General features: G+C 71.6%; 25 protein-coding genes and 1 tRNA gene. 12 read left to right on the forward strand and 14 right to left on the reverse strand.

From position 1 onward, the window contains the following. Window positions 1-100: 100 nt before the first annotated feature. From RI138_RS15635 to RI138_RS15670, 8 genes are all read right to left on the reverse strand, one after another. Window positions 101-1753 (reverse strand): long-chain fatty acid--CoA ligase, encoded by a 1653-nt coding sequence (locus RI138_RS15635; protein WP_311120427.1) that lies wholly within the window; start codon window positions 1751-1753, stop codon window positions 101-103. 194 nt (window positions 1754-1947) lie between these two features. Continuing rightward, the gene (locus tag RI138_RS15640; RefSeq protein ID WP_096631969.1) at window positions 1948-2514 is read right to left on the reverse strand and encodes a SigE family RNA polymerase sigma factor; all 567 of its coding nucleotides are present in this window, start codon (window positions 2512-2514) and stop codon (window positions 1948-1950) included. 158 nt (window positions 2515-2672) lie between these two features. After that, window positions 2673-3839: a lipid-transfer protein gene (locus RI138_RS15645; protein WP_311120428.1), complete on the reverse strand. Its 1167-nt coding sequence runs from the start codon at window positions 3837-3839 to the stop codon at window positions 2673-2675. Further along, the gene (locus RI138_RS15650; RefSeq protein WP_311120429.1) at window positions 3836-4372 is read right to left on the reverse strand and encodes a hotdog family protein; all 537 of its coding nucleotides are present in this window, start codon (window positions 4370-4372) and stop codon (window positions 3836-3838) included. Before RI138_RS15650 ends, RI138_RS15645 begins: the two co-directional genes overlap by 4 nt. Further along, window positions 4369-5415 carry an acyl-CoA dehydrogenase family protein gene (locus tag RI138_RS15655; RefSeq protein ID WP_311120430.1) on the reverse strand — a complete coding sequence of 349 codons (1047 nt, stop codon included), beginning with the start codon at window positions 5413-5415 and terminating at the stop codon, window positions 4369-4371. Before RI138_RS15655 ends, RI138_RS15650 begins: the two co-directional genes overlap by 4 nt. A gap of 1 nt (window position 5416) precedes the next feature. Then, complete coding sequence (locus RI138_RS15660) at window positions 5417-6409, reverse strand: bifunctional MaoC family dehydratase N-terminal/OB-fold nucleic acid binding domain-containing protein (protein WP_311120431.1); 993 nt, start codon at window positions 6407-6409, stop codon at window positions 5417-5419. Continuing rightward, window positions 6406-7575 (reverse strand): acyl-CoA dehydrogenase family protein, encoded by a 1170-nt coding sequence (locus tag RI138_RS15665; protein WP_311120432.1) that lies wholly within the window; start codon window positions 7573-7575, stop codon window positions 6406-6408. Before RI138_RS15665 ends, RI138_RS15660 begins: the two co-directional genes overlap by 4 nt. Window positions 7576-7855: 280 nt before the next feature. After that, window positions 7856-8170: a hypothetical protein gene (locus RI138_RS15670; RefSeq protein WP_096631978.1), complete on the reverse strand. Its 315-nt coding sequence runs from the start codon at window positions 8168-8170 to the stop codon at window positions 7856-7858. Between the two features lie 519 nt (window positions 8171-8689). Here RI138_RS15670 and RI138_RS15675 point away from each other — a divergent pair. From RI138_RS15675 to RI138_RS15685, 3 genes are all read left to right on the forward strand, one after another. After that, a complete protein-coding gene (locus RI138_RS15675) occupies window positions 8690-9064 on the forward strand; it encodes a DUF6193 family natural product biosynthesis protein (protein ID WP_311120433.1) in 375 nt (124 codons plus the stop codon). Window positions 9065-9285: 221 nt separating this feature from the next. After that, window positions 9286-10176: a bifunctional DNA primase/polymerase gene (locus RI138_RS15680; RefSeq protein ID WP_311122906.1), complete on the forward strand. Its 891-nt coding sequence runs from the start codon at window positions 9286-9288 to the stop codon at window positions 10174-10176. 224 nt (window positions 10177-10400) lie between these two features. Further along, entirely contained in the window at window positions 10401-11504 is a 1104-nt protein-coding gene (locus RI138_RS15685) for a hypothetical protein (RefSeq protein WP_311120434.1), read from the forward strand. Window positions 11505-11716: 212 nt separating this feature from the next. Here RI138_RS15685 and RI138_RS15690 read toward each other — a convergent pair whose 3' ends face one another. From RI138_RS15690 to RI138_RS15700, 3 genes are all read right to left on the reverse strand, one after another. After that, window positions 11717-11839: a hypothetical protein gene (locus tag RI138_RS15690; protein ID WP_311120435.1), complete on the reverse strand. Its 123-nt coding sequence runs from the start codon at window positions 11837-11839 to the stop codon at window positions 11717-11719. 381 nt (window positions 11840-12220) lie between these two features. After that, window positions 12221-12307, reverse strand: a tRNA-Ser gene (locus tag RI138_RS15695). An 85-nt stretch (window positions 12308-12392) separates the two neighbouring features. Continuing rightward, window positions 12393-14042: a S1C family serine protease gene (locus RI138_RS15700; protein ID WP_311120436.1), complete on the reverse strand. Its 1650-nt coding sequence runs from the start codon at window positions 14040-14042 to the stop codon at window positions 12393-12395. A gap of 201 nt (window positions 14043-14243) precedes the next feature. Here RI138_RS15700 and RI138_RS15705 point away from each other — a divergent pair, with 201 nt between their 5' ends. From RI138_RS15705 to RI138_RS15715, 3 genes are all read left to right on the forward strand, one after another. Beyond that, a complete protein-coding gene (locus tag RI138_RS15705) occupies window positions 14244-15086 on the forward strand; it encodes a glycerophosphodiester phosphodiesterase (RefSeq protein ID WP_311120437.1) in 843 nt (280 codons plus the stop codon). A 74-nt stretch (window positions 15087-15160) separates the two neighbouring features. After that, on the forward strand, window positions 15161-15832 hold the full coding sequence (locus RI138_RS15710; protein ID WP_311120438.1) for an ATP-binding protein: 672 nt from the start codon (window positions 15161-15163) through the stop codon (window positions 15830-15832). A gap of 286 nt (window positions 15833-16118) precedes the next feature. After that, window positions 16119-17084 (forward strand): DUF5926 family protein, encoded by a 966-nt coding sequence (locus RI138_RS15715; protein WP_096631991.1) that lies wholly within the window; start codon window positions 16119-16121, stop codon window positions 17082-17084. 224 nt (window positions 17085-17308) lie between these two features. Here the strand turns inward: RI138_RS15715 and RI138_RS15720 are convergent, their stop codons facing one another. Both RI138_RS15720 and RI138_RS15725 read right to left on the reverse strand, forming a co-directional pair. Next, window positions 17309-17647, reverse strand: coding sequence for a hypothetical protein (locus RI138_RS15720; protein WP_311120439.1), 339 nt, complete (start codon window positions 17645-17647; stop codon window positions 17309-17311). 530 nt (window positions 17648-18177) lie between these two features. Further along, window positions 18178-18924 (reverse strand): bifunctional DNA primase/polymerase, encoded by a 747-nt coding sequence (locus RI138_RS15725; RefSeq protein ID WP_311120440.1) that lies wholly within the window; start codon window positions 18922-18924, stop codon window positions 18178-18180. A 580-nt stretch (window positions 18925-19504) separates the two neighbouring features. Here RI138_RS15725 and RI138_RS15730 point away from each other — a divergent pair. After that, on the forward strand, window positions 19505-20992 hold the full coding sequence (locus RI138_RS15730; protein ID WP_311120441.1) for a PP2C family protein-serine/threonine phosphatase: 1488 nt from the start codon (window positions 19505-19507) through the stop codon (window positions 20990-20992). A 104-nt stretch (window positions 20993-21096) separates the two neighbouring features. Further along, window positions 21097-22578: an aminopeptidase P family protein gene (locus tag RI138_RS15735; RefSeq protein ID WP_311120442.1), complete on the forward strand. Its 1482-nt coding sequence runs from the start codon at window positions 21097-21099 to the stop codon at window positions 22576-22578. A gap of 36 nt (window positions 22579-22614) precedes the next feature. Here the strand turns inward: RI138_RS15735 and RI138_RS15740 are convergent, their stop codons facing one another. After that, a complete protein-coding gene (locus RI138_RS15740; protein WP_311120443.1) occupies window positions 22615-23100 on the reverse strand; it encodes an ATP-binding protein in 486 nt (161 codons plus the stop codon). A gap of 291 nt (window positions 23101-23391) precedes the next feature. Between RI138_RS15740 and RI138_RS15745 the strand changes: the two genes are divergently transcribed. The 4 genes from RI138_RS15745 (at window position 23392) to RI138_RS15760 (ending at window position 26349) form a co-directional block, all read left to right on the forward strand. Continuing rightward, window positions 23392-24246 (forward strand): hypothetical protein, encoded by an 855-nt coding sequence (locus RI138_RS15745; protein ID WP_311120444.1) that lies wholly within the window; start codon window positions 23392-23394, stop codon window positions 24244-24246. A gap of 194 nt (window positions 24247-24440) precedes the next feature. Continuing rightward, the gene (locus RI138_RS15750) at window positions 24441-25196 is read left to right on the forward strand and encodes a YcnI family copper-binding membrane protein (protein ID WP_311120445.1); all 756 of its coding nucleotides are present in this window, start codon (window positions 24441-24443) and stop codon (window positions 25194-25196) included. A gap of 65 nt (window positions 25197-25261) precedes the next feature. Continuing rightward, window positions 25262-25903, forward strand: a complete 642-nt coding sequence (locus RI138_RS15755; protein WP_311122907.1) for an SCO family protein — start codon at window positions 25262-25264, stop codon at window positions 25901-25903. Beyond that, window positions 25900-26349 (forward strand): copper chaperone PCu(A)C, encoded by a 450-nt coding sequence (locus tag RI138_RS15760; RefSeq protein WP_311120446.1) that lies wholly within the window; start codon window positions 25900-25902, stop codon window positions 26347-26349. Before RI138_RS15755 ends, RI138_RS15760 begins: the two co-directional genes overlap by 4 nt. Window positions 26350-26357: the final 8 nt, after the last annotated feature.

Consider the following 26357-nt stretch of genomic DNA (forward strand, 5'->3'; position numbering starts at 1 on the left):
GGCGTAAGCGGGCGTACGCGGGACGCACAACATGGCGGGTGCGGTACGGAGTTCCGTACCGCACCCGCCATGTTTCACGTGAAACGACGAGCGCGGGGCCTCAGAGCTGCGTGACGTCCAGCTCCCCGGCCGCGTACTGCTTCCGGATCACCTTCTTGTCGAACTTGCCGACGCTCGTCTTCGGCACGGCCTCGATCACCGACCAGCGCTCAGGCAGCTGCCACTTGGCGATCCCCGACTCGGCGAGGAACGCCTTCAGCGCCTCGTAGTCGGTCCCGGTGGCGCCCTCCTTGAGCACGACCGTCGCGAGCGGACGCTCGCCCCACTTCTCGTCCGGTACGGCGACGACGGCCGCCTCCGTGACGTCCGGGTGGGCCATCAACGCGTTCTCCAGCTCGACGCTGGAGATCCACTCGCCGCCCGATTTGATGACGTCCTTGGCCCGGTCGGTGAGCGTGAGGAAGCCATCGGGGCTGATCACGCCGACATCGCCGGTTTTGAGCCAGCCGTCCTCACTGAACTTGTCCTCGGGACGCAGGTGCTCGCCGTCGGCCCCGCCGTAGTACGCGGCGGCAATCCAGGGCCCCCGGACCTCCAGCTCTCCGGCCGACTCGCCGTCCCACGCCAGGTGTTCGCCGCCGGGTCCGACCAGCCGGGGCTCGACTCCCGCCGGGAAGCGGCCCTGGGTGACGCGGTACGGCCACTCCTCCTCGGCGCTCAGCCCGGCGGGCGGGTGAGCCATGGTGCCCAGCGGCGAGGTCTCCGTCATGCCCCAGGCGTGACAGAGCCGGACGCCGAGCTTGTCGTACGCCTCCATGAGGGAGGGCGGGCAGGCCGCGCCGCCGATGGTCACGTTCGCCATGGAGGTGAGGTCGCGCGGGTTGGCGAGGACCTCGGCGAGCAGGCCCTGCCAGATGGTGGGGACCGCGGCGGCGTGCGTCGGGCGCTCGCGCTCGATCATGTCGGCCAGCGGGGCGGGCTGGAGGAACCGATCCGGCATCAGCATGTTGACGCCTGCCATGAACGAGGAGTGCGGCAGGCCCCAGGCGTTCACATGGAACTGGGGCACGACGATGAGCGTGGTGTCCCGGTCGGTCAGGCCCATCGACTCGGCCATGTTGACCTGCATCGAGTGCAGGTAGACGGACCGGTGGGAATAGACGACGCCCTTGGGGTCGCCGGTGGTGCCGGAGGTGTAACACATGGCCGCGGCCTGTCGTTCGTCCAGCTCCGGCCAGTCGTACGTGGTGGGGCGGCCCGCGATCAGCTCCTCGTACTCGTGCACGCGCGGCGCGACCCCGGCGAGGGCGGAGCGGTCGCCGGGACCGGCCACGACGACGTGCTCGATGCCCGGCAGGTGGGGCAGCAGCGGCACGAGGAGCGGCAGCAGCGAACCGTTGACGATCACCACCTTGTCGTCCGCGTGGTTCACGATCCAGGCGAGCTGCTCGGGCGGCAGCCGGAGGTTGAGGGTGTGCAGCACGGCCCCCATGGAGGGAACCGCGAGGTAGGCCTCCAGGTGGACCGAGTTGTTCCACATGAGGGTCGCCACACGCTGGTCGCCGTCGACTCCCAGCTCGTCGCGCAGCGCACCGGCCAGCTGCGTGGCGCGTGCGCCGATCTCGGCGAAGGTGGCACGGTGCGGCTCAGGTTCGCCGGTCCAGGTCGTGACCTGCGACTTCCCATGGATCGTCATCCCGTGGTGCAGGATGCGGGTGACAGTCAGCGGTACGTCCTGCATGGTGCTCAGCACGGCGTCCTCCCGGTGGGCGCTACGCGGCAGTAAGGTTCCGCTGATTCTGCTCACATACCACGTGGTATGTCACTACTCGCGGGAGAAAATTCCTGTCCGGGGCCGCACGGGGGGCGGGACGGAACTGAGCGGACGGGCGCAGCCGCCCGGCAACAGCGGACCGGCGTCAGCCCACCGGCAACAGCCGACCGGCGTCAGCGGACCGGCGTCAGCTCCGGGTCCTCGCGGAGCTTGCCGAGGGCACGGGAGACAGCGCTCTTGACCGTACCGATCGACACCCCGAGCACCTCGGCCGTCTGCGCCTCGCTGAGATCCTCGTAGTAGCGCAGGACGACCATCGCGCGCTGGCGGTCCGGGAGCTTGAGCACCGCGCGCCACATCGCGTCGTGCAGCGACTGCTGCTCGGCCGGGTCGGGCGCCGGGACCGTCTCCCGTTCCGGAAGCTCCTCGCAGGCGAACTCGTCGACCTTGCGCTTTCGCCACTGTGAGGTGCGGGTGTTCACCAGGGCCCGGCGGACATAGCCGTCCAGCGCCCGGTGGTCCTCGATCCGCTCCCACGCGACGTACGTCTTGGCGAGCGCGGTCTGCAGCAGGTCCTCGGCGTCGCACGGGTTAGCGGTGAGTGAGCGCGCCGTGCGCAGCAGAACCGGCCCCCGGGCCCGTACGTACGAGGAGAACGACGCGTAGGGCGTGTGGGGGTGGTGGCCGGCGGCGGTGGCGGAGGCCGCCCGGGAGGCGCCTGCGCAGACTGGCGTGGTCATGTACTCAACGCTAGGAGCGCGGCCCGCCCGGGGGATCGGCCCCAGGTCGCGAAGCACCGTCCGCCTCAGGTTGTAGGGGCCGTACGCCCTGGACCTCCTGAAGGTGGACGGGACACCGCCCCCCGTCAGGGTCCGTCCCCGAGCCGGTGCCGGGTGGTTCAGCCGTCCGCGCCGAGGACCAGCCCCGACGTCGGGACCCCCGTCCCGGCCGTGACCAGGGACCTCGCCGCCCCCGCCACCTGGTTCACCGAGGTGCCACGGATCTGCCGGACGGCCTCCGCGATGCCGTTCATCCCATGGAGGTACGCCTCCCCCAGCTGCCCCCCATGGGTGTTCAGGGGCAGCGTGTCCGCCGCGACGAACGCCCCGCCCTCCCCCGGATCGCAGAAACCGAACTCCTCCAGCTGCATCAGGACGAACGGCGTGAAGTGGTCGTAGAGGATGCCCACATCGATGTCGGCCGGGGACAGTCCGGAGCTGCGCCACAGCTGCCGGGCGACGACGGCGGTCTCCGGCAGCCCGGTCAGCCCGTCCCGGTAGAAGCTCGTCATCTGCTCCTGCGACCGGCCCGCGCCCTGGGCCGCCGCGAGAACCACGGCGGGCGGTCGGGGCAGGTCTCGGGCACGCTCCACGCTGGTGACGACGAGCGCCTGGCCGCCGTCGGTCTCCTGGCAGCAGTCGAGCAGCCGCAACGGTTCGACGATCCAGCGGGAGGAGGCGTGGTCGGCGAGCGTGATCGGCTTCCGGTGGAAGTACGCCGCCGGGTTCCGCGCCGCGTGCCGTCGGCCGGCCACCGCGACGTGCCCGAAGACCTCCGGCTCCAGGCCGTACGTGTGCAGGTAGCGCTGGGCCGCCATCGCCACCCAGGAGGCCGGGGTGAGCAGCCCGTACGGCAGGTTCCAGCCGAGCGCCGCACCCTCGGCGGTGGGCTCACGCCGCTGGACGCCGGAGCCGAAGCGGCGGCCCGAGCGCTCGTTGAACGCCCGGTAGCAGACGACGACGTCCGCGATCCCGCTCGCCACCGCCAGCGCGGCCTGCTGAACCGTGGCGCAGGCCGCGCCGCCCCCGTAGTGGACCCGGGAGAAGAACGACAGCTCGCCGATCCCGGCCGCCTGGGCGACGGTGATCTCGGGGCTGGTGTCCATGGTGAAGGTGACGAGACCGTCGACGTCGGCGGGGGTGAGGCCCGCGTCGTCGAGGGCGGCTCGGACGGCTTCGACGGCCAGTTTGAGTTCGCTGCGGCCGGAGTCCTTGGAGAACTCGGTGGCTCCGATGCCGACGACGGCCGCTTTTCCGCCGAGGGTGTCGGCTCTGCGGATACTCATGCGCCCGTCTCCTTCGTGCTCGCGCCCGCACCAGTGCTCGTGCCTGTGCTCGCGCCCGCGAGGGCGACGGTGACGGTGACCGTGCCGGTGACGTGGCGACCGATGCCGTTGTCGCCGGTGACCGCGACGGTGGCCTCGGTTGCCCGTACGGGTCTCTCGACATCCCCGGCATCCCCGGCATCCCCGGCGTCCTCGGAATCCCCTGAATCCCCGGCATCCAGAGCGGTGATTCGGCCGGTCAACCGCAGGACGTCTCCCGGGTAGTTCGGGGTGCCGAGGCGGATCGCGACCTTGCGGAGGACGGCGGTGGGGCCGAAGTGGTCGGTGATGTAGCGGCCGACGAGCCCGTTGGTGGTGAGGATGTTCATGAAGATGTCGGGCGAGCCCTTCTCCCGGGCCCGTTCGGCGTCGTGGTGGACGTCCTGGTAGTCGCGGGAGGCGATGGCCCCGGCGACGATCAGGGTCCGGGTCACCGGGATCTCCAGGGGCGGCAGCTCGTCACCGACGCGGTGGGTCGCACGGTCGCTTGTCACTTCGCCGCCCCCTCACCCTCGGTGTCCGCGAGCAACAGGCCCAGCTCATCCAGGACTTCGCCGCCGCAGCCGAGGTACGCGGCGAGCTGGCGGCCCCAGAGGAAGTGCCGGTGGACCGGGTGGTCGAGGTCGGCCCCGGTGCCGCCGTGCAGGTGCTGGCCCGCGTGCACGACGCGCCGGCCCGCCTCGGAGGCCCACCAGGCGGCGGTCAACGCCTGGGCTTCGTAATCCAGCCGCTCGTCGTGCCGCCAGGCCGCCTCGTACGCCGTGACCCTGATCGCCTCGGTGTCCATGTGAGCGTCGGCGGCGCGGAGCAGGACGCCCTGGTTGGTGGAGAGGGGGCGCCCGAACTGCTCGCGGGTGGTGGTGTGTTGCACGGCACGCGCGAGAGATCCCGCGCCGACGCCCGCCTGGAGCCCGGCGAAGGCGGTACGGGCGGTGGCGAGGACGGCCGCGTACGCCCCCGGCCCGCCCCCCAGGCGCTCCCCGCGTGCACCGTCGAGAACGAGCCGCCCCGCCGACCAGGGCGCGGTCGTCTCCACGGGTTCGGCGGTGACGCCCGGCACGCCCGCCTCGACGATCCACAGGGCCCGGTCCGCGTCCGCCACCAGTACGTGGGTGGCGTCGCGCAGCCAGGGGACCCAGGGGACGGCCCCGTACAGAGCACCGTCCGAGGCGTGTACGCCGCCCCGCGCCGGGAAGGCCCCGGCAGCCACCGCCGTACCGTCGCGGAGGCCCGGCAACAGGCGATCGCGCTGCTCCGCCGTACCGTGTCCGGCGACCGCGAGCAGCCCGTACACGCAGCTGGCGGCGAACGGCACCTGGGCCGTGGTCCGGCCCTGTTCCTCCAGGAGCAGGACGAGGCCGAGGAGCCCGATGTCCTCGACGGCGGCGGGCAGTCCGGCCGCGCACAGCTCCTTCCACAGAGCCGCGTCCGTGCCCGTACCGGCCGCCGCCAGCCGCTCGTGCGTGGCCAGGTCGCCGAAGATCCGCGCGGCCAGACCCTGCGCTGCGGACTGCTCCTCGCTCGGGGTGAAGTCCATGTCAACGGCCGCCTTCGCTCGGCCGGAAGACCGGCAGTTCCAGATCGGGGTCCGTACGGAGGAACTCCAGCTGTACGGGCATGCCGACGCGGACCTTGTCGTACGGCACACCGATCACGTTGCTGACCATCCGGACGCCTTCGGCCAGTTCGATCAGCGCGACGGCGTACGGGCCGCCCTCGCCCGACGGGTCGAACGCGGGGAAGGGCGGGTGGTGCATCACGACATGGCTGAAGACCGCGCCCGCACCGGACGCCTCGACGGTGTCCCACTCCGGGCCGCCGCAGGCGTTGCAGCCGGGCAGCCAGGGGAGGCGCAGCGTCGCGCAGTCGGTGCAGCGCTGGATGAGGAGCCGGTGCTCGGCAACGCCGTCCCAGAACCCGGCGTTGTCGCGGTTGACGACAGGGCGGGGGCGGAGTGGCGGCTGCTTCCTCCGTTGCGCGGGGTGGTACTTGAGAATACGGAAGCGGTGCGTCCCGGCCGGTTCGCCGTTGGCGCGGACGTCCAGGCGGGTCGTGACGAAGTACCCGGTGCCGAGCTTGGTCGTCTTGCGGCGGGAGACGGACGCGATGACGGCGTCGAAGGTGATCCGGTCGCCGGGCCGCAGGGGGCGCAGATACTCCTGCTCGCAGTCGGTCGCGACGACAGAGGTGTACCCGGCGCCGTCGAGCAGACCGAGCAGTTCGTCGTACGCCGCGGAGCGGGCGGAGCGGTTTCCGTGGCCGCCTCCATGACCGCCTCCGTGACTGTTTCCGTGCCCGGCCAGCCCGCCCATGGTCCAGGCCTGGAGCATGGTCGGCGGGGCGACGGCGTCGGGTCCCCGGTAGGCGGCGGAGGTGTCACCCATCGCCTCGCACCAGTGGCGGATCATGGGTTCGTTGACGGGGTCCTTGCCGGTGCCGCCGGTCGCGGCAGGGCGGCCCACGTAGGCGGTGAGCCGGTCGTACAGGGGGTCCGGAGTATCGGCCGGTACCGTACGGGCGTCCGGGTTCACCGCCTGCCCCGCGTCATCCCGAGCCGCATCGTCGCGACGATCTCGCGCTGGACCTCGCTGACGCCGCCCCCGAAGGTGTTGATCTGCGCGGCGCGGTTCATCCGCTCCAGTTCGCCTTCACCACCGCCCGCCCCGAAACAGCCAGGTGTCCCCGCCCGCAGCAGAGCGGCGTCCCCCACCACCTCCTGGCACATCCGGTAGACCTCCACGGCGCTCTCGGTACCCGCGAACTTCACGCCGCTCGCCTCTCCGGGGGCCAGCTCCCCCGCCCCGACCGCGCCGACCAGCCGCCAGTTCAGCAGCCGGGTCGCCGCGAGCCGGGCGTATGCCTCCGCGAGCCGGGCGCGTGCCCACGGCTCGTCGATCCGGCGGTGCCCCGTAGTGGGGTCGGGGGTACGGGCGTGGGCGAGGGCCTCCTCGTAGAAGTCCTCGGCCTGCATGCCGATGGCGGCCAGGGCGACGCGTTCGTGGTTGAGCTGGCTGGTGATGAGCCGCCAGCCGTCGTTCTCGGCGCCGACGAGGTTCGAGGCGGGGACGCGTACGCCGTCGTAGTACGTGGCGGTGGTCGTCAGCCCGCCCACGGTCTCGATGGGGGTCCAGGAGAAGCCGGGATGGTCGGTCGGCACGAGGATGATCGAGATTCCGCGGTGCTTGGGGGCCTCGGGATCCGTACGGCAGGCGAGCCAGATCCAGTCGGCCTGCTGGGCGTTGCTGGTGAAGATCTTCTGACCGTCGACCACCCAGTCGTCGCCGTCCCGCACCGCACGGGTGCGCAGCGCCGCCAGGTCCGTACCGGCCTCCGGCTCGCTGTAACCGATCGCGAAGACAAGGTCGCCGCTGAGGATGCGGGGCAGGAAGTACGCCTTCTGCTCCTGAGTCCCGTACGCCATCAGGGTCGGGCCGACCGTGTTGAGCGTGACCATGGAGACGGGGGCGCCGGCCCGGTAGGCCTCGTCGAAGAAGACGAACTGTTCGTCGGGCCCCCGGCCCTGCCCGCCGTACTCCTCGGGCCAGCCGAGCCCGAGGAGGCCGTCGGCGCCGATCCGCCGGAGCATCCGCCGCTGTTCGCCGGGGTCCCCATGCCCGGCCGTCGCCCGGAAGGCCGCGAAGTACGCGCGCAGTTCGGCACGCAGCTGCTGCTGGCGCTCCGTCGGGGCGAGGTGCACGACAGGACCTCCGGGGGCGGCTCAGAACGACAGGGACCGGTTTCTGACTGTCCGTCAGATCGACTTCGCCTGTCAAGGGCATCAGCAGACAACGGCAAGCGACAGCGAGCGGCAACAACGGCAACAGCCCGCGCGTGGCACCGAAGCGCCGCCGCACGGGCTGCTGTCCGGACGACCGGGACCCACCCCCCGGGAGGTCCCGGCGACCGCATCACCGGAAGACGATCAGCCGGGGTCGACCATCAGAGGCCGATCACCCTGGTCGATCACCCGGGGTCGATCACCAGAAGAAGGGCGTGAAGTTCACGGCGACACTGTGGTCCGACTGGTCGATGGCCGTGAAGGCCGAGCCGCTCACCTGGGCGGACGTGTTCTGGTTCGACGCACCGGCGCCGACGGCCTGCTGCTGGGTCGTGGACGAGTTGCCGGAGTTGTTGCCGCCGACACCGCTGCCGCCGATCGTCGCCACGGCCGCGTTCGATCCGTCGTTCGCGAAAGAGCCGTTGTCCGCCAGGGCAACCCCGCCGCAGAGTGCGACGGTCAGGGGCAGGGCGGCGACTGCGGCGAGGGCACGAGCGGTACGGATGCTTGCCATGTCATTTCCTCCAGGAAACGGAAGTACGGCTTCATATCCAGCCTGTGCGGCTGATTCATCTGACGCGTCTGATACAGCCGATATATCCGATACGGCTGATGCGCCCATTGCGGCTGGTTCCGGGCCAGTTGGCCGACCGTCCCGGTGCTGGTCACGACGTCGCGAGACCAGAATTGCCCAGCGCATCCCCGGCGAACCCCCTCTGCCCGCCCGATTCCCTCTCACGTATGACGAAGAGCGGATAAACCTTCTTTGTGCCACGGAGGCCCAGGTCGGCGAGGCACACCCGACGCCCCTTGCCCCCCATGGAAGAAGCCACCCTCCCCCTGGCTGTCCCGTCTCACTGGACCTTGACCGATCTCAGACATCGAAGAGGGAATCGAGTGGCTCGCCCTCATATCCCACGACGAGAGACGCCTCGGCTGACCGGTCCTCGGGAGAGCTCCGCGAGCTGGGCTCGGAGTTCGGCCGTCGAGGTGGCGGGTTGTCCTGGCCGGGTGCGGACGTCATGATCGCGGGATGGCTGAGGAGACGGTGGTCGAGAAGACCTGGCGAGGGATACTGGAGAGGCGTCCCGGGGCACGACGGGGGGAGCCCGCGGTCATAGAGGCCGCCCACGCCGAACCGCGGTTGCGGGCCTTGTTCCCCTTTCCGAGTCACGGAGCGCTCTCCTTCCACCGGAACACGCAGGACCCGTGGAGCAACGACCTGCCGTTCATCGTGGGTGACGTGGAATCGTGCATCGTGTACGCGCCGCTGGGCGTGCCGCAGCGTGTCCTGGGAGAGTCACTCACACCGCAGGAGGCGGCTGCGTTGGTAGTGGCCCACCTGCCCCCTGACTGTGGCCCGGCCTTCGACGGACCGTGGCCCCCACCGGAGAACTCCATCGACTGAACCAGCCGCAGAGCTGCCGCGCCGGTCCGAACGGTCAAACTCCGCTGAGGCTGATCAACCCTCGCCGAGACGGGACATCACCAGCTCCGCTTGACCTCAGCGGGTCCCGCTCAACCCTCGATGAGAATCGCTCAACCTTCGCTGCGACAGGTCACTGGCCGCGCCCCCTCGCCGTCCTACCCCCTCTTCCCATACTCGAACGCATGTACGAAAATGACTGCATGGCCACCATCGACCGGCAGACCCCCACCCTGGCCCTGGCCCACGCTCTCTCCGCCGCCGAGCGCGGGCTCCCCGTCTTTCCCCTGTCCGCCACCAAGCTCCCCGCCCTGCGCTCCCCGCACCACGGCGAACAGCCGCCGGTGCACTGCCGGGGTGAGTGCGGGCTGCCCGGCCACGGTGTGCACGACGCCACGACGGACCCCGCCGCCGTCCGCGCGCTCTTCGCCGCCGCGCCCCGGGCCACCGGGTACGGCATCGCCTGCGGACGCGTCCCTCACCGGCTCATCGGTATCGACCTGGACGTCGACACGACGTGCGGCAACGACTCGGCCGGGGCCCTCCGGCAGCTGGCGCTCCAGCACCTGTTCACCATCCCGCCGACGGTCACCGTGCTCACCCCGAGCGGCGGCCGCCACCTCTGGCTGACCGGCCCCGCCGATGTGACGGTCGCCAACTCCGCGAGCCGCCTGGCCCCGGGCATCGACATCCGGGGCAGCGGCGGCTACCTGGTCGGCCCCGGCTCGGTCACCGCCCACGGCCGATACCGCCTTGCCCCCGGCACCGCCCACCTCACCCCGGCCCCCTGCCCCCGCGCCCTCCTGCGCCTCCTCACCCCGCCCCCGCACACGCCCCGCACCCACGGCACGGGCGGCGGCCGGGGCCGCCGGGGCGAGGGCCTGATCCAGTTCGTACTGGCCGCACACGAGGGCCAGCGCAACACCCGCCTGTTCTGGGCGGCCTGCCGCGCCTACGAACACGGCTTCGGCGACGCCCTGGCCGACGAGCTCACCGCGGCCGCGGTACGCACCGGGCTCCCGGAACACGAGGCGCGCGCCGCGATCGCGTCGGCGGCGCGGCTGACGTCGGGCAGGGGAGGCGAGCCCCTGTAGGAGCGGGCCCCGCGCAACCGGGAGTCACGTAACGGCTGACCGCGCAACGACTGACGGTGTAGCCATTGAACGACTGACGGCGTAGCCATTGATGGCATAACCGCCCGATGACACACCCGCCTGAGGCCATACCCGCCCCATTGCCGGTTCCCGGCAGCAAGCAGCACGACGAGATGCAGACATCGCCCCTGCCGCTGCCGCCCTGACCGCTACAGAATGTGGGGGTGACTCCGACACAGAGCAGTGAGCCCAGCCCGAGGCGCAGGCCGACGACGCGTCCCGCCCTGGTCGTGGGCACGTTGCTGGCACTGGTGTCGACCTGGCTGCTCCTGGTCACCACCCCCGGCGCCCGCGACAAGGAGCACGCTTTCACCACGGCGGCGGCCTGCCCCGCAACCGGCGACGCCCACAAGGGCGATTGCCTGCGCACGGTCAATGCGGTGATCGACCGCACCGAGAAGGAGACGGGCCGCAAGACGTCCTCGTACTGGCTGTACGTCACCGAGCCCGACGGGTCGTCCACCCGCACCCGGATCGACGGCAGCCCGAGGCAGGACCCGGGCGCGCGACCGGGAGCGAGCGTCGAGGTCACGTACTGGCGGGACCAGATCCGGTACGTGGATTTCCCCACCGCCCGCCGCTACACGAACGCGGACCCGCGCGGCGCCTACCGGATCCCCCTCACCTTCGGCCTGGGCCTGGGCCTCTACGGGGCGACGTTCCTGGCGGGCGCGGCCGCGATGGCCTGGGGCACACGGCGCTCGCCCAAGGCGTACCCCTGGCAGGTGGGCCTCGCGTTCACCGGCGGCCTGCTCCTCACCGCGCTCGGCGTGGCGGCCCCCTGGCCGACCGACAGCATCGGCGAAGCGCTGCAACTCACCGCCCTGGGCGGCCTGGTGATCCTGGCGGGCTGTGCCCTGGCCGTACCGTTCCTGCGGCGTCGCGGCCGCCGCGACGACACCATCGCCCTGAAGCCGTACGTACTGACCGGGCAGGAGTGCGTCCCCGGCGTCATCATGGGCGAGGTCCCGTACGCGGGCACCGCCGGATTCCTGGCGGCCGCTCCCGGCTCCCTGGCCACCACTCCCGACCCGACGGGCGCCTTCCACCGCAAGGAAACCCCCCGCACCCTGACCCCACTCCGCCTCCGCCCTCCGTACAGCGCCGACCCCCCGGGCCGCCCCGACTTCGACGGCCGGGCGGTGGTCCTGGAGTGCGAGGACGGGGGCGTACCGGTGCTGATCGTGACGCGGAAGAAGGACATGCCGAAGGTACTGGCGTCACTCCCACCGCTTCCGCCCCCGCCGACGGCCGATCCAACGCGGTAACGGGTCGAATCCCCGGGACCGCAAGACACGGTCGGCGGCGTCGGTGCGCCCCGCCCGGGAGATCCGCACGGCCGGTGAGCTGATGCTTCTACTCGGCAGGCAACGGCAACACGGATGCGACCTCCGGCCGACTACGCCCCCGGTCCCCCGACCTCCCCGAAGTCGCCGCCCTCCTGCGCCGCCTCGGCGAGACCCCCTGCCCCGCCAGCGAACTACGTCACGCCGAACAGCGCCTGGAGCGCTACGCCGCCCACCCCGACGACCGCCGGTTCTTCGCCGGGACCCACCTGCTCCACACCGAGCTGAACAACGCCAACGTCCTCGTCGACGAACACGCCCCCCGGGGGCGACCGGGCCCGTCTGGTCGACTGGGCCTGGGCGACCCGCGGAGCCGCCTGGCTCGACGCGGGCTACTGGGTCATCTGGCTCATCGCCGCCGGCCACACCCTCGCATCCGCCGAGCGCTGGGCCACCGAGATCCCCTCCTGGCACACCGCCCCCACCGAGGGCATCACCGCCTTCGCCGCCGCCAACCACACCCTCTGGAACGAGATCAGCACCGCCGATCCCACCCCGTGGGCCCAGCGACTCGCGATCGCCGCCACCGCCTGGCACGAGCACCGCAAAGGCTTCTGAACCGCGTTCGCTCCCTGTACGAGCGGCGCGCAACGAGAACGACCCCCGACCAATGCACCTGGTCAGGGGCCGTTCATCCGCGGTGGGTGTGGGATTTGAACCCACGGTGACATCGCTGCCACGACGGTTTTCAAGACCGTTCCCTTAGGCCGCTCGGGCAACCCACCCCGCGTCGGCGGTCCAGGGCTGCGCAAGCCGATGGGCCGTCAGGCCCGGGTGGGGCCGGTTCGACGCTTGGGACAGCCTAGCCGGTCAGCTGTCGCCCTCGCGCTGGCCCAGGGTGACTTCGGCCGTGGCCGTCTTGCCGTCGCGCTCGTAGGTCAGGGTCACTTTCTCGCCCGGCTTGCGGGTCCAGATCTCGCCGATCAGGGTCGGGCCGCTGTCGATCACGGTGTCGTTGAACTTGGTGATCACGTCGCCCGCCTTGAGGCCCGCCTTGGCCGCCGGGCCGTTCGGGGTGACGGCGGGGGTTCCTCCCACGCCCTGGGAGGAGATGGCCGCGCCGCCGGTCTTCTCCTCCATCGTGACCGTCGCGCCGATCACCGGGTAGACCGGCTTTCCGGTCTTGATCAGCTGCTCGGCGACGTTCTTGGCCTGGTTGATCGGGATCGCGAAGCCGAGGCCGATGGAGCCCGCCTGGGACTGGCCGAGGCCGCCGCCGGTCGACTGGATCGCGGAGTTGATGCCGATGACCGCGCCCGTCGCGTCCAGCAGCGGGCCGCCGGAGTTGCCCGGGTTGATCGAGGCGTCGGTCTGCAGGGCGCTCATGTACGAGTTCTTGCTGCTGGAGCCGTCCCCGGATGCCACCGGGCGGTTCTTCGCGCTGATGATGCCCGTGGTCACCGTGTTCGAGAGGCCGAAGGGCGCCCCGATCGCGATCGTCGAGTCGCCCACCGCGACGCTCGCGGAGTTGCCGAGGGGCAGGGGGGCCAGGCCCGGCGGCGGGCTCTTCAGCTTCAGCACGGCCACGTCGTAACCCTGTGCCCGGCCGACCACCTCGGCCGCGTACTTCTTGCCGTTGGAGAACGTCGCCGACAGTTCGCCGGCCTCCGCCGCGGAGGCCACTACGTGGTTGTTCGTGAGGATGTGGCCCTCCTTGTCGTATACGAAGCCGGTGCCCGTGCCGCCCTCGCCGCTGTCCCCCTGCGCGTCGATCGTGACCACGCTGGGCAGCGCCTTCGCCGCGACCCCGGCCACCGTGCCCGCGGGGCGCTTCAGGTCCCTCGGGGTGTCCGAGGCCGAGATCGTGGTCGAGCCGCCCGAGGTCCGGTTGTCGTTGCGGTCGGCCGCCCAGTAGCCGAGAGCGCCGCCGATACCGCCCGCGACGAGCGCCGCCACCGCGACGGCCGCCACCAGCCCGCCGCCCCGGCGCTTGCCGCGCGCCGGTTCGGAGCCGGGCGGGACCGGAGCGCCCCAGACCGGGCCGTGGCCGCTCCCGTTGCCGATGCCGCCGGACGCGTGACCGGCGTCCCCGCCGGCGTACGACGGGACGGTCGGCGGGGGCGGCGGCCAGGCGGCTGCGCCCGCGGGGGGCTCGGGCGCCGCGCCGTACGGGGAGTGCTGCGGCGGGTGGGAGGGGTGGGGGGAGTGAGGTGCCTGGGGGGCGTGGGGCGCTGTGGGGTGGGAGTCCGGGGCGCCCTGGTGCGGGGCGCCCTGGTGTGTGGGGTTGTGGCGCGGGGCTTCCGTGTGCGCGGGGGCGGCCGGTGCGGTGGCGTCGCCCGGCGTGTCCTCGGTGGTGTGTGCGGTGTCCTGGGGCGGAGCCGGCGATGACGAGGGCGACGACGGGGGTGTCGCTCCGTCAGGGGCCGGCACGGGAGTGGCGGCCGGCACGGGAGGTGCGGACGGAACGGACGGCGCGGCCTGTACCGCGTTGTCCTCGTTGCCCTCGTTCTCGGTGCTCACAGCTCTTTGCTCCTCGGTTCCACTCGGCATCCAGTCGGTCTTCGGCAGGAAATCCGCTGTGCACGTGTCTGCGGTCAGCTTTTCCCACAGCGCGTCGGGTCACTGTAAGCAGTACCTGTGCATCCGCACACCAATCTTTACATCAGACAAAACAGACCTCCAGGGTGACATGTGCTCACCCACCCCCGTGGCGGTGACACCATGGCGCGGGTGACCCAAGCACGACAGCGCAGCACGCACACCTCGATCCAGGTCGTCGCCCATCGCGGCGCCTCCGACGACGCCCCCGAACACACCCTGGCCGCCTACCGCAAGGCGATCGAGGACGGCGCCGACGCCCTGGAGTGCGACGTCCGGCTGACCGCCGACGGGCATCTCGTCTGCGTCCACGACCGGCGGGTGAACCGTACGTCGAACGGGCGCGGCGCCGTCTCGGCGCTGGAGCTGGCCGACCTCGCCGCCCTCGACTTCGGCTCCTGGAAGGACCGTGAGGAGTCCCCCGACTGGGATCCGGTGCCGGGCGAGCTCACCTCCGTACTCACCCTGGAACGGCTCCTGGAGCTGTTCACCGAGGTACGGGCGACCGGGCGGCCGCTCCAGCTGGCCATCGAGACGAAGCACCCCACCCGGTGGGCCGGACAGGTGGAGGAGCGGCTCCTCCACCTGCTCAAGCGCTTCGGGCTCGCCGATCCGCCCGCCGTCGCCGACGAGCCCCCGCCCATCCGCATCATGAGCTTCTCCGCCCGCTCCCTGCACCGTGTCCAGGCGGCGGCGCCCACGCTGCCCACGGTCTATCTGATGCAGTTCGTCTCGCCCCGGCTGCGGGACGGGCGGCTGCCCGCCGGGGCCCGGATCGCGGGACCCGGCATGCGGATCGTGCGCAGCCACCCCGGCTACATCGAACGGCTCCACCGCGCCGGGCAGCGGGTGCACGTGTGGACCGTGAACGAACCGGCCGACGTCGAGCTCTGCGCCGAACTCGGCGTCGAGGCGATCATCACCAACCGCCCCAAGCAGGTTCTGTCCCAACTGGGCCGCATTTAACACATAAGCGCCACCCGACACCTCCCGTTACGGGGAGTACACCGGCGCACTCGCTGTGCATTCGATCGTTACGAGTGCGTCACCAGCAGCGCTTTGGCCGGTTTCCGGTCCAGCTCAGTGGGGCATCCAACCCGTGGCATGGGGTGAAGGAGGTCTCGGGGGTGGCGTTGGTGGTGGCACAAGAGGTGCCCGCGTCGTCGAGCATGGCCGTTCCTCATGGCCCTGCCGGCGTGCGGCAGGCACGACACCGGATGCGTGAGCAGTTGCGCGGCAACGGGGTGTCGGACGCGGTCGTCGACGACGCCGTTCTGATCCTTTCCGAACTTCTCAGCAACGCCTGCCGGCACGGCAGGCCCCTGGGGCGGCACGCCGACGTCGGCGACGGCGACATCCGCGCCGCCTGGCGGGTGGACACGCACGGCGGCCTGACCGTGGAGGTCACGGACGGCGGCGGCCCGACCCGCCCCGTTCCGGCAACCCCTTCGGTGACGGCCCGCGGCGGCCGGGGGCTCAACATCATCAGCGCCCTGGCCCAGGAGTGGGGCGTACGCGACGACGCCTCCGGCGAGGTCACCGTCTGGGCCCTGGTCTCCTCGAAGAAGCCGCCCGGCGTCGGTGGACCGCCCGGAATCGGTGGCCCTCCCGGAATCGGCGGGCCGGTCGGGATCGGCGGGCTGCCCGGCGTCGGCGGGCCTGCCGGGTTTCCCGGGCTGGACCTCTCCGAGGCCTTCGACGACGTCGGCTGATCCGGACGGCACGGGCCGCCCCGGGTACCCGCCCGCGACCGGAGCGGGCCGAACCCGAGACACCCGCCCCGAACGACACAACCCGCCCCCAAGAACCCGCCCCCGACCGACACGACCCACCCCGGAGACACCCGAGACACCCCGGTCGCGGCCCGCCCCAGGGAAACCCGCCCGTCAGCATGCCCCGTACGCCGCGCGGTGCCGCCGCACCCTCCCGGGCCGCTAGGCTCGCGCCGATACCGCTCTGTAGCACCGTCGTACCGTCGCACTCGGGAGAACGCCCAGCATGGCCAAGAAGCGCCCTCAGTCCAAGGCCGGGAAGCAGCAGCTCAAGGACGGTGAGATCCCGGTCGTCGGGGCCCGTGAGCCCTGCCCGTGCGGTTCGGGCCGTCGCTACAAGGCGTGTCACGGACGCGCCGCCGCCCAGGCCGTGACCGAGCTCGTGCACCGCCCCTTCGAGGGGCTCGCGGGCGAGTGCGACTGGGTCGCGCTGCGCGAGCTGGTGCCTGCCGCCACGGTCGAACTGACCCTCAAGGACGGGCTGCCCGAGGGCGTTCCGTCGGTGACTCTCGCGACGGTCCTGCCGATGGCGTGGCCCGCCCTGCGCCGCGACGACGGTTCCGTCCTGCTCGCCCTGCAGAACGACACCTCGTCCGGCGACCTCAGCCGCGACCTCGCGGACACCCTCCAGCGGGCCCTGGAGGCCGAGCCCGGCTCGCCCGTGGCCGCCCGCCGGGTCCCGGCCGACGGCCCCCGCCTCCAGGATCTCCTCGCCCCCGACGCCGCGTTCGAGCCGGACGTGCACACCGGGTTCGAGTTCTGGGTGCCCGACGCGGAGAACGCGGCACCCGAGGTGTCCGCCTCCCTGGAGCGCGCCAACGCCGCCGCGATCCCGACGACGCTGCTGTCCGGCGTCGATGCCGCGTACTGGTGCGAGACCCCGGAGAAGAACCACCTGCGCTGGGTCATGCCGCACCCCGAGGAGCAGCTCCTCGACGCGCTCGCCCGGCTGCACGCCGCGGGCGCTTCCTCGCTCGGCGAAGGCACCCGGCTCGTCGGCTCGTTCCGGGCGCACGGGCTGGTCGTCCCCGTCTGGGACCTGCCGAGCTCGATGGGCGCCGAGGCCTGTGAGAAGCCCGCCGTCGCGTTCGCCGAGCGGCTGGCCTCCGCGCTCGCCTCCGACGCCCCGCTCACCGCCGAGGAGCGGCGCGCCCGGAGCGGGCTCACCAACCGCCAGGTGACGCTCAGCTGACACGAGCAAGGAACCGCCGCAGACGGTGACCCGCGTCACAACTCACCGTACTCGTAAGTAAATCCCTGTCCCTACAGGCGAGATCGAATTTGCGAACGGCAGATCTCTTGTTACGGTTCTAAAAGCCCGGTCGCTGGTGCATCCCCCGTCGCCAGCGACCGGGCGTCCTCGTCTCCGGCCGCGGCCCCCCGCGCCCGGCCTCGGTACGCCACCGTCGGCGGCGCTCAGCCCGTCGCGGCACCCGGGTCGGCGGACGCCCGGTCGGACCCGGCACGGAGCAGCAGCGGCGCCTCCTGCACCGGCCCCGCGCCCACGAACTCCGCGACCGCCCAGTACGCCGAAGGCTTCCCGGCCGACGCCCCGTGCGGGGTCTCGCAGCTGCCCGGCTCGTCGTGCGCCGTCGGCGTGCAGTGAAGCTCCACGGTCCGGCCGCCCGGGCCCATCAGCGTGAGCACGGACCGGAGTTCCTCACCGGTCGTATTGCGGTAGTACGTACGCGCCCAGGTCTCGCCGCCCCGGGCCATGACGCAGGTCTGCGCCTCGACGCCCTCCGGCGCGACCACCTCGGGGCCGCACCGGGCGACGTCAGGGCCACCACCGGGGTCAGCCGGGCGATCAAATTCAGACAGGGGTCCGGCTTCTGCGCCCGTTTTCGATGGTGATTTCCGCAACACCGAAGAGGAAGGGGCACCCACATCTCCGGATAGGTCATCAGAAAGCTTTCCCTGATAACTTTCTGGCGAAGTGCCAGGAGATTCCGCATCGCCGGCACGGCTCTCCACGACAACCGGAGTACCCACGGGATCCGCGGATGCAATCAGGGGAACCAGGCACGCGGATACGACGACAGCCGTGAGGCCGATCATGCGGAGATTCATGGTGGCCCCACCTGGCGACTGCGCGAATTCTGACGACGGGGCGACGATATCGGCGGAATGCGCGCCGCCGGGCCGCCCCGCACCCGTACACCGCGGATCCGGCCCCGGCTCACACCCGTACGAGTGAGCCGAAGACCGTGTCAGCACGCCAGCCAGTTCGCCCGATCAGTGCGCCCGTCGGCACAGGCGGTCGGTACGCCCGTCGGCGCATGCGCTCAGTACGCCAGTCTGCTTCCGCCGCCCGGGGCGCCCGTGCTGGCCTCGACCAGGGCGTCCAGGACCGCCTCGACGTCCGGGAGCCAGGGAGCCGCGGCCGCGGGGGCCCCACCCCTGACCCGCCGCCGGGCCGACCCCGGGCCTACGGAATCGGAAGCAGAGGCTCCGGTAGGCGCGGGTGGCCGCTCCCAGCGGACCTGGCCCGTGCCGATCGCGGACGGCGGCAGCACCAGATAGCCGCCCTCGCCGTGGAACCGAAGCGAACTGGGCACCCAGTCCTTCGCGTACAGCAGTTCGCCGAGCCGTTCCAGGGTGTACGGGGCCACCAGCAGCGACCACCGGGTGGGCGTCGCCACGACGGGGCCGAGCCGCATGCCGAGGGCGTCCAGGGCGCTCAGCGCGCGGGCACCGGCCACGGCGGGCAGGCTCACCGCGCAGGGCGCACGGCCGCCCGTCGCCAGCAGCACCGGGGCCGTGGGGCGGTTGGTCCACCACCAGCGCACCATGCGTTCGTCCGTGGTGGCCGCCAGCAGTCCGGGGTCGAAGGGGTGTGCGCCCGGTACGGCGCAGTCGGGTTCGGGGCAGGCGCAGCCGCGCTCGCCGTGCGTCGCGGCCGGCGCCGTCCCGGCTCCGGGGAGCACCGGCCACCGCCAAACGGTGGCGCAGGTCAGGGCCGCGTCGAGCCGGGCGGCCTCCTCCTTGCGCCGGAGCCGGAGCCTGCGTCGCCTTCCGAGGATCTCGCGCATGAGCGCTCGTTCCTTTCCGTTGAACGCCGAGTCCACATGACACCACGCGGGTGTGACACCACGTGCGTATCTCTTCGCTGTGCGTACGTACTCATCAGTTCTGCGGTACGGGGCGCTACGGGCGTGCCGTCAGTACCGAGCGTGAGCCGAGCCGAGCCGAGTGGAACCGATCCGAATAGAACCGATCTGGGGTGGAACAGAGCCGAATCGAGCAGAGTCGAGCGGAGTCGAACCGGGCGGGTCGAGCCGGGCCGGCCACCGAGGGACGAGGGTGCGTGCGCCTCGCCTGCCGTCCCCGGTGCGAACCCCGCCGCTCGGGGCGGAGGCGTCACCGTCACGGGTTAGGACGCCCGAACCCGCCGCCGGGTTCCTGGGCGATGGCCCGGGCGATCACAACTGCCCCCGCGCATCAACGATTACGTACCCAGCATGCCCGGAATGACGCTCCCCCGGCGACCAGACGCCGAAGGTGCCCTGCTGAGCAGCCCCAGTCGATCGCAAATAGCGTCCATGGGGTGCAATTTTTGGCCAAGTTAACCGACACTGGGAGAGCAGGAATCCCCCGAACCCCGAGGGGACAATGCTGGACATCGGGTTACTTGTGCGTGTACATGTGGATGCACTGATAGTGGCGCAGAATCACATGGGGGTTTGCGATGCTATTCGACGAATCACACCGGTCGGAAAGCTGGCTGCCATGAGCGCCCCACACCTGCCGAAAGTGGCTGGAATCGATCCAGAGGTTCCGGTTTCAACGCAGGCTCCCGCTCCCCTGACGGAGGTCCCGGCAGCGCCCGGAGCCTTCATCCAGGACCGGCTGGCAGGCTGGGTCTCCGACCTCACGACCCTGCACGAACTCACCGAGCGGCTGGCCGCGACGAGCACCCTCGACGACGCCCTGAACGAGCTGCTGCGCGCCGGAGCCGCCCTCGTCGGCGCCCGCCGCGGCCTGCTCGTTCTGGAACCGGCGAACGGTGAAGGCCCCTCCGCCACCATCGGCCTCGGGCTCGCGCACGCCGACCTCGGGTTCATCGAGACCGTGCCGCGCGGCTCCACCGCCCTGGGCCGCATCCTCGACGGCGCCCCCGGCACCGCGGACGGGGTCACCAGCCCCGACCTCCCCGGCGACCGGAGCCTGGACCCCCGCCACCGCGAGGTCGCCGCCCGCCTCGGCTACGCCGCGAGCTACGCCCTCCCCCTCTCCTCCGAGGCGGCCGGACGCCTCGGCGCGGCCGCCTGGCTCTACGACGAGCCCGCCGAGCCCACGCAGAAGCAGCGCCACCTCGTCGGCCTCTACGCCCGCTACGCCACCGAGCACCTGGCCCGCCTGACCGAGCTGGAGCGCGCCCGCGCGGACGTCGCCACCGTCGCCGAGGAGCTGCTGCCCAGCCGGCTGCCCCGGATCGCCGGTGTCCAGCTGGCCGCCCGGCGCCGGACCGGGCCCCGGGGCGGCGGCGACTGGTACGACGCGCTGCCGCTGCCGGACCACACGCTCGGCCTCGCCGTGGGCTCCGTGGGCGGGTCCGGGCCGAGCGCGATGGCCGCGATGGGCCGGCTGCGCGCCAGCCTGCGGGCGTACGCCGTGATGGAGGGCGAGGACCCCGTCGCCGTACTCTCCGATCTGGAACTGCTGCTGCGGCTCACCGAGCCCGCGCGGACCGCGACCGCCCTGTTCGCCTACTGCGAGCCCGCCGCCCGCAAGGTCGTGCTGGCCGGGGCCGGGCACACCCCGCCGCTGATCCTCGGCGACCGGCGCTGCGAGTACGTCGAGACCACGCTCTCCGCCCCGCTCGGGATGCTCGCCTGCTGGGAGGCGCCGAGCGTGGAGTTCAGCCCCGCCCCCGGAGAAACGGTGCTCCTCTATACCGACGGGCTGCTGCGCCGCACCGGCGACCCGATGGACCGCGCCTTCGCCCGGCTGCACTCCGCCGCCGCTTCCGTACCGAAGGCCGAGCGGCACGATCCGGCGGCCGTCGCCGACCACGTCCTGCGGACGGTGCTTCCCGACGGCCTGGACAGGAGCGACTCCGCCGAGGACGTCGTGATCCTCGCAGCGCACTTCGAGTGAGCCTCCCGCGGGCTTCGCGGTAATAGGTCCTTGGACCCTGGGCCCCCTTCCGTACGCCCGTACGATGGGTGATGGTCCAGCGTCGTATCAAGGAGAGTCACATCGTGTCTGAGGAGCTCATTCCGGAAACCCCGGAGCAGGAGACCGAAGAGAACGAGGCAGCAGAACCGATCAAGCAGCGGAAGAACGGCCTGTACCCGGGCCTCTCCGACGAGCTTGCCGAGAACATGAAGTCGGGCTGGGCCGACACGGAGCTGCACGACCTCCAGCCGATCGCCCAGGCCGAGCACACCGCCGCCCGGCGCGCCGCGCTCTCCGCCCGGTTCCCCGGCGAGCGCCTGGTCATCCCCGCGGGCAACCTGAAGACCCGCTCCAACGACACCGAGTACGCCTTCCGCGCGTCCACCGAGTACGCCTACCTCACCGGCGACCAGACCCAGGACGGCGTCCTCGTCCTGGAGCCGACCGGCGAGAGCGGCCACGAGGCCACCATCTACCTGCTGCCCCGCTCCAACCGGGAGAACGGCGAGTTCTGGCTCGACGGCCAGGGCGAGCTGTGGGTCGGCCGCCGTCACTCCCTCGCCGAGGCCGAGCAGCTGCTGGGCATCCCCGCGAAGGACGTCCGCGAGGTGGCGGCCGCGCTCACCGGGGCCACCGGCCCGGTCCGCAACGTGCGCGGCCACGACGCGGGCATCGAGGCGGCCCTCGCCGACAAGGTGACCGCCGAGCGCGACGAGGAGCTGCGCGTCTACCTCTCCGAGGCCCGCCTGGTGAAGGACGCCTTCGAGATCGCCGAGCTGCAGAAGGCCTGCGACGCCACCGCGCGCGGCTTCGAGGACGTCGTCAGGAGCCTGGACAAGGCCGAGGCGACCAGCGAGCGCTTCATCGAGGGCACGTTCTTCCTGCGCGCCCGCATCGAGGGCAACGACATCGGCTACGGCTCGATCTGCGCCGCGGGCCCGCACGCGACCACCCTGCACTGGGTCCGCAACGACGGCGCCGTCCGCGCGGGCGAGCTGCTGCTCCTGGACGCCGGGGTCGAGACCAACGACCTCTACACCGCCGACGTGACGCGCACCCTGCCGATCAACGGCACGTTCTCGCCGCTCCAGCGCAAGATCTACGACGCGGTCTACGAGGCCCAGGAGGCGGGCATCGCCGCCGTGAAGCCCGGCGCGGCCTTCCGTGACTTCCACGACGCCTCGCAGCGCGTGCTCGCCGAGAAGCTCGTCGAGTGGGGCCTGCTCGGCGACCTGACCGTGGACAAGGTCCTGGAGCTGGGCCTCCAGCGCCGCTGGACCCTGCACGGCACCGGTCACATGCTGGGCATGGACGTCCACGACTGCGCCGTCGCGCGCACCGAGGCGTACGTCGACGGCATCCTGGAGCCGGGCGTCTGCCTGACCGTGGAGCCGGGGCTCTACTTCCAGGCCGACGACCTGACCGTGCCCGAGGAGTACCGGGGCATCGGCGTCCGGATCGAGGACGACATCCTCGTCACCGAGGACGGCAACCGGAACCTCTCCGACACGCTGCCCCGCCGGGCCGACGAGGTCGAGGCCTGGATGGCGCAGCTGAAGGGCTGACCCACCGCCGTACCTCTCGGGAGGGCGTGCCGCTCACTACACCGTGAGCAGCGCGCCCTCCTGCCACTTCAGGACCTTGTCGAAGCTCACCACCGCGCCGCGTCCCGGACGGTTGGCGAACTGGACGTGATCGGAGAGCTGCTCGATCAGGTCGAGGCCACGCCCGCTCTCGGCGGCGCAGGAGATGTGCCCGGCCGGGCGGAGCACCCGCACAGCGGGGAAGCCCGGCCCCGAATCGCTGACCTCGATACGGCATTTCTCGCCGTCCAGATAGGCCGTGACCCGGTACTGCCCGGAGTCCGGCGGGGTCCTCCCGTACCCGGAATCCCCCGGCTCCCCGAGGGCCGTCCGCTCGCCGCCGTGCTCGACGGCGTTCGCACAGGCCTCGCTGAGCGCCAGCGACAGGTCGAAGGAGACGTCCGGATCGACCCCCGCGGTTTCCATGGTGCCGAGCAGAAAACGACGGGCGAGCGGAACGCTCGCAGCTTCGCGCCGCAGATGGAGAGACCACCAGATGCTCATGTTCCAGCCTCCTGGCTGCGGCTCGACGTACCGATACGTGTATCCGCCCTCGGCACTTCGTAAGCACGGATCGGGCCGGAGAGCGCTCGTTCGGCGGATGCGGATATTCGGACGGCCGGTGTATGGACCGCCCGGGCCGGTGGTCGGGGCGGGTCCCGTACCCCTTCCCGTAGGCGTCCTTGGTGCGTACATCCCCCGCGAACAGGCGCAACAAGCACGCTTGGGGACGGAGGCTGATCTTCCGGACCTGCCGTGCCGCTCCCCGGGGCGCAGTGCGATGATGTCCCGGCCATGTCCACGCCTCTCGCACGCGCCGGAGCCGGTCTGCGGCTCATGAGGGCCGCGGTGTTCACCGCGGTCTGCGTCGCGCTGTCCGCGGCCGGGCATGTCCTCGCCGCCGGCTCGGCCGTCCCCGCGTGGACGCTGCTCGCCGGATTCCTCGGCGTCCTCGCCGTCGCCGTGGCCCTCGCCGGACGGGAGCGTTCCCTTCCGTCGATCACGGGTGCTCTGGCGAGCGGCCAGATCGCCCTGCACGCCGTCTTCGCGTACGGCAGCCACGGCAGCGCTCCGGCCGCCTCGGCCACAGGCGGCGACAACTCGCTGATCCGGTTCGCCGCCGGACTCGTGTGCGGGGCCGGGGCCGGGCAGCTGGACGCCGCCGACGCCCATCGCATCGTCTCCACGGCGGGCATCGACCCCGCCACGCTCACGCAGGGCCACGGCCACCTCGCGTCCGCCGGAGGAGCCGCGGCGGCCACCGCTGCGGCCGGGGACGGTACTTCCGGCATCGCGGCGGTGTGCGCCACGGTGTCCGCGCTGCTGCCGAGCCTGCCGATGTTCGTGGCCCACCTCCTCGTCGCGCTCGCCACCGGCTGGCTGCTGCGGCGCGGCGAGATCGCCCTCTTCCGGCTGGCCCGGCTCTCCGCGCACAGCGCCCAGGCGCTGGCGGCCGGGGCCCGGCTGCGGTCCCTGCGGAGTGCGCTCGCCCTCGTCCGCGCGCTGCGGGCCGGATCTCGCGAGCAGCTCACGGCCGGGCCGCGTGCCGTGCGTTCGTCCGACGACGCCGCCCCGCCCGCGGCCGGGAATCCTCTCCAGCACCTGGTGATCAGGCGCGGGCCTCCGGCCCCGTACGCCCTCGCAGCCTGACGCGACACCTCGCCCGTATCCCCCGTAACCGGACGACGATCCTGTTCCGTGCGTGGCCGGACGACGGTTCGGTGCGTAATCCGGACGACGGTTCGGCACGGAACCGGAGAACGAGGTGTCGTGATGCCGCCGCGCACCCGCGCGCCGGACCACCATGTTCCGCTTCTCTGTCTTCCTGTGGAGTGATTCCTGCCATGAAGCTTTCCCGTATCGCCCTCGTCGGCGGCGTCGCCGCGTCCACCGTCCTGCTGATCGCCGGCCCGGCCGCCGCCCACGTCAGCGTCCAGCCGCAGGGCGAGGCCGCCAAGGGCGGTTACGCGACGCTCAACTTCAAGGTCCCCAACGAGCGCGACCAGGCCTCGACGGTGAAGCTGGAGATCAACTTCCCGGCCGACCACCCGCTCTCCTCCGTGACCCCCGAGGCCGTCCCCGGCTGGGACATCAAGATCGACAAGAGCAAGCTCGACAAGCCGCTGGAGGTGCACGGCAAGAAGATCACCGAGGCCGTCTCCAAGGTGACCTGGACCGCGGACGGCAGCGAGATCGAGCCCGGCTACTTCCAGCAGTTCCCGGTCTCCGTCGGACAGCTCCCCGAGGACGCCGACCAGCTCGTCTTCAAGGCGATCCAGACGTACGACAACAAGGAAGTCGTCCGCTGGATCGAGGAGCCCAAGGCAGGCGGCGAAGAGCCCGACAGCCCGGCCCCCGTCCTGAAGCTCTCCGCCGCCTCCGACGGCCACCACGGCGGTGGCGCGGCGCAAGACACCAAGGACGGCGACGACCACAAGGCCGCCGACACCGACGCCTCGGCGAAGGACAGCGGCGACAAGAGCCACGCCGCGTCCTCCGCCAGCGACACCACGGCCCGCACCCTGGGCATCATCGGCATCGTCATCGGCATCGCGGGCGTCGCGTTCGGCGTGCTCGCCGGGCGTCGCCGTACAGCCTGACCTGCCGGTTCCACCACCCGCACCACACTCAGGACACCCCTTTCATGCGTAACAGCAAAAAAGCAATGACGGCCGCGGCGTTCGCCGCCGCGGCCGCACTGGCCCTCTCCGCCTGCGGCTCCGGTGACGACGGGACGGGCTCCTCGTCCATCGCCGACGTCAGCGCCGCACCGAAGACCAAGGCCGCCACCGTCCTCGACCAGCCCTTCACCAAGCCGAACCTCGTCCTCACGGACACGAACGGCAAGGAGTACGACCTCCGCGAGGCGACCAAGGGCAAGCCGACGCTCATCTACTTCGGCTACACCAAATGTCCCGACGTCTGCCCACTGACCATGAGCAACATCTCCCTCGCCAAGCGGGAGCTGCCCAAGGCCGACCAGGACAAGCTCCGGGTCGTCTTCGTCACCACCGACCCCGAGCGCGACACCCCCGCCTCGCTCGGAAAGTGGCTCAGGGCCCAGGACCCCACCTTCACCGGCCTCACCGGCGACTTCCCGACCATCCAGGCCGGGGCGCGGCAGATCGGCATCGGCATCGACGCGCCGAAGGTGGAGAAGGACGGGACCGTCGTCTCGATGCACGGCGCCCAGGTCATCGCCTTCTCCCCGAAGACGGACAAGGGGTACGCCCTCTACGGCGAGGACACCACCGCCGAGGAGTACGCGAAGGACCTCCCCAAGCTGATCAGGGGGGAGACCCCGTGAACCGCCGCCGCACGGCCCTCGTCGGCGCCCTCGCCCTCACCGCCGGGCTGGCGCTGGCGGGGTGCTCCTCGGAGAGCGAGCCCGAGCTGAAGGTCGTCGACGCGTATCTGCCGCAGCCCGTCAGCGACATGGCCGCCGGTTTCCTGGTCGTACAGAACAGCGGGGGCACCGGCGACCGGCTCACCTCGGTGACCAGCCCGCTGTCCGACGACGTCTCGATCCACGAGGTGAAGGACCAGAAGATGCGGAAGGTCTCGTCCTTCGAGGTCCCCGCCAACGGCGAGCTCGTTCTCGAACGCGGTGGCAACCACATCATGTTCATGAAGCTCAAGCAGAAGCCCGAGCAGGGCGAGAAGGTCTCCGTCGAGCTGCACTTCGAGAAGGCCGACTCCATCACGGTCGACCTGCCGGTGAAGGAAACCACCCACAACCCGAAGAAGCAGTGAGGGACTGA

It is taken from the genome of Streptomyces durocortorensis (assembly GCF_031760065.1).
Taxonomy (GTDB): domain Bacteria; phylum Actinomycetota; class Actinomycetes; order Streptomycetales; family Streptomycetaceae; genus Streptomyces.

What these genes read in the sequence shown, in the direction of transcription:
- RI138_RS15745 (WP_311120444.1), top strand. Translation starts at nt 23,392, where the DNA reads ATGTCCACGCCTCTCGCACGCGCCGGAGCCGGTCTGCGGCTCATGAGG.
- RI138_RS15675 (WP_311120433.1), top strand. Translation starts at nt 8,690, where the DNA reads ATGGCTGAGGAGACGGTGGTCGAGAAGACCTGGCGAGGGATACTGGAG.
- RI138_RS15670 (WP_096631978.1), bottom strand. Translation starts at nt 8,170, where the DNA reads ATGGCAAGCATCCGTACCGCTCGTGCCCTCGCCGCAGTCGCCGCCCTG.
- RI138_RS15725 (WP_311120440.1), bottom strand. Translation starts at nt 18,924, where the DNA reads ATGCGCGAGATCCTCGGAAGGCGACGCAGGCTCCGGCTCCGGCGCAAG.
- RI138_RS15705 (WP_311120437.1), top strand. Translation starts at nt 14,244, where the DNA reads ATGGCGCGGGTGACCCAAGCACGACAGCGCAGCACGCACACCTCGATC.
- RI138_RS15730 (WP_311120441.1), top strand. Translation starts at nt 19,505, where the DNA reads ATGCTGGACATCGGGTTACTTGTGCGTGTACATGTGGATGCACTGATA.
- RI138_RS15755 (WP_311122907.1), top strand. Translation starts at nt 25,262, where the DNA reads ATGACGGCCGCGGCGTTCGCCGCCGCGGCCGCACTGGCCCTCTCCGCC.
- RI138_RS15645 (WP_311120428.1), bottom strand. Translation starts at nt 3,839, where the DNA reads ATGAGTATCCGCAGAGCCGACACCCTCGGCGGAAAAGCGGCCGTCGTC.
- RI138_RS15640 (WP_096631969.1), bottom strand. Translation starts at nt 2,514, where the DNA reads ATGACCACGCCAGTCTGCGCAGGCGCCTCCCGGGCGGCCTCCGCCACC.
- RI138_RS15680 (WP_311122906.1), top strand. Translation starts at nt 9,286, where the DNA reads ATGGCCACCATCGACCGGCAGACCCCCACCCTGGCCCTGGCCCACGCT.
- RI138_RS15750 (WP_311120445.1), top strand. Translation starts at nt 24,441, where the DNA reads ATGAAGCTTTCCCGTATCGCCCTCGTCGGCGGCGTCGCCGCGTCCACC.
- RI138_RS15740 (WP_311120443.1), bottom strand. Translation starts at nt 23,100, where the DNA reads ATGAGCATCTGGTGGTCTCTCCATCTGCGGCGCGAAGCTGCGAGCGTT.
- RI138_RS15655 (WP_311120430.1), bottom strand. Translation starts at nt 5,415, where the DNA reads ATGGACTTCACCCCGAGCGAGGAGCAGTCCGCAGCGCAGGGTCTGGCC.
- RI138_RS15715 (WP_096631991.1), top strand. Translation starts at nt 16,119, where the DNA reads ATGGCCAAGAAGCGCCCTCAGTCCAAGGCCGGGAAGCAGCAGCTCAAG.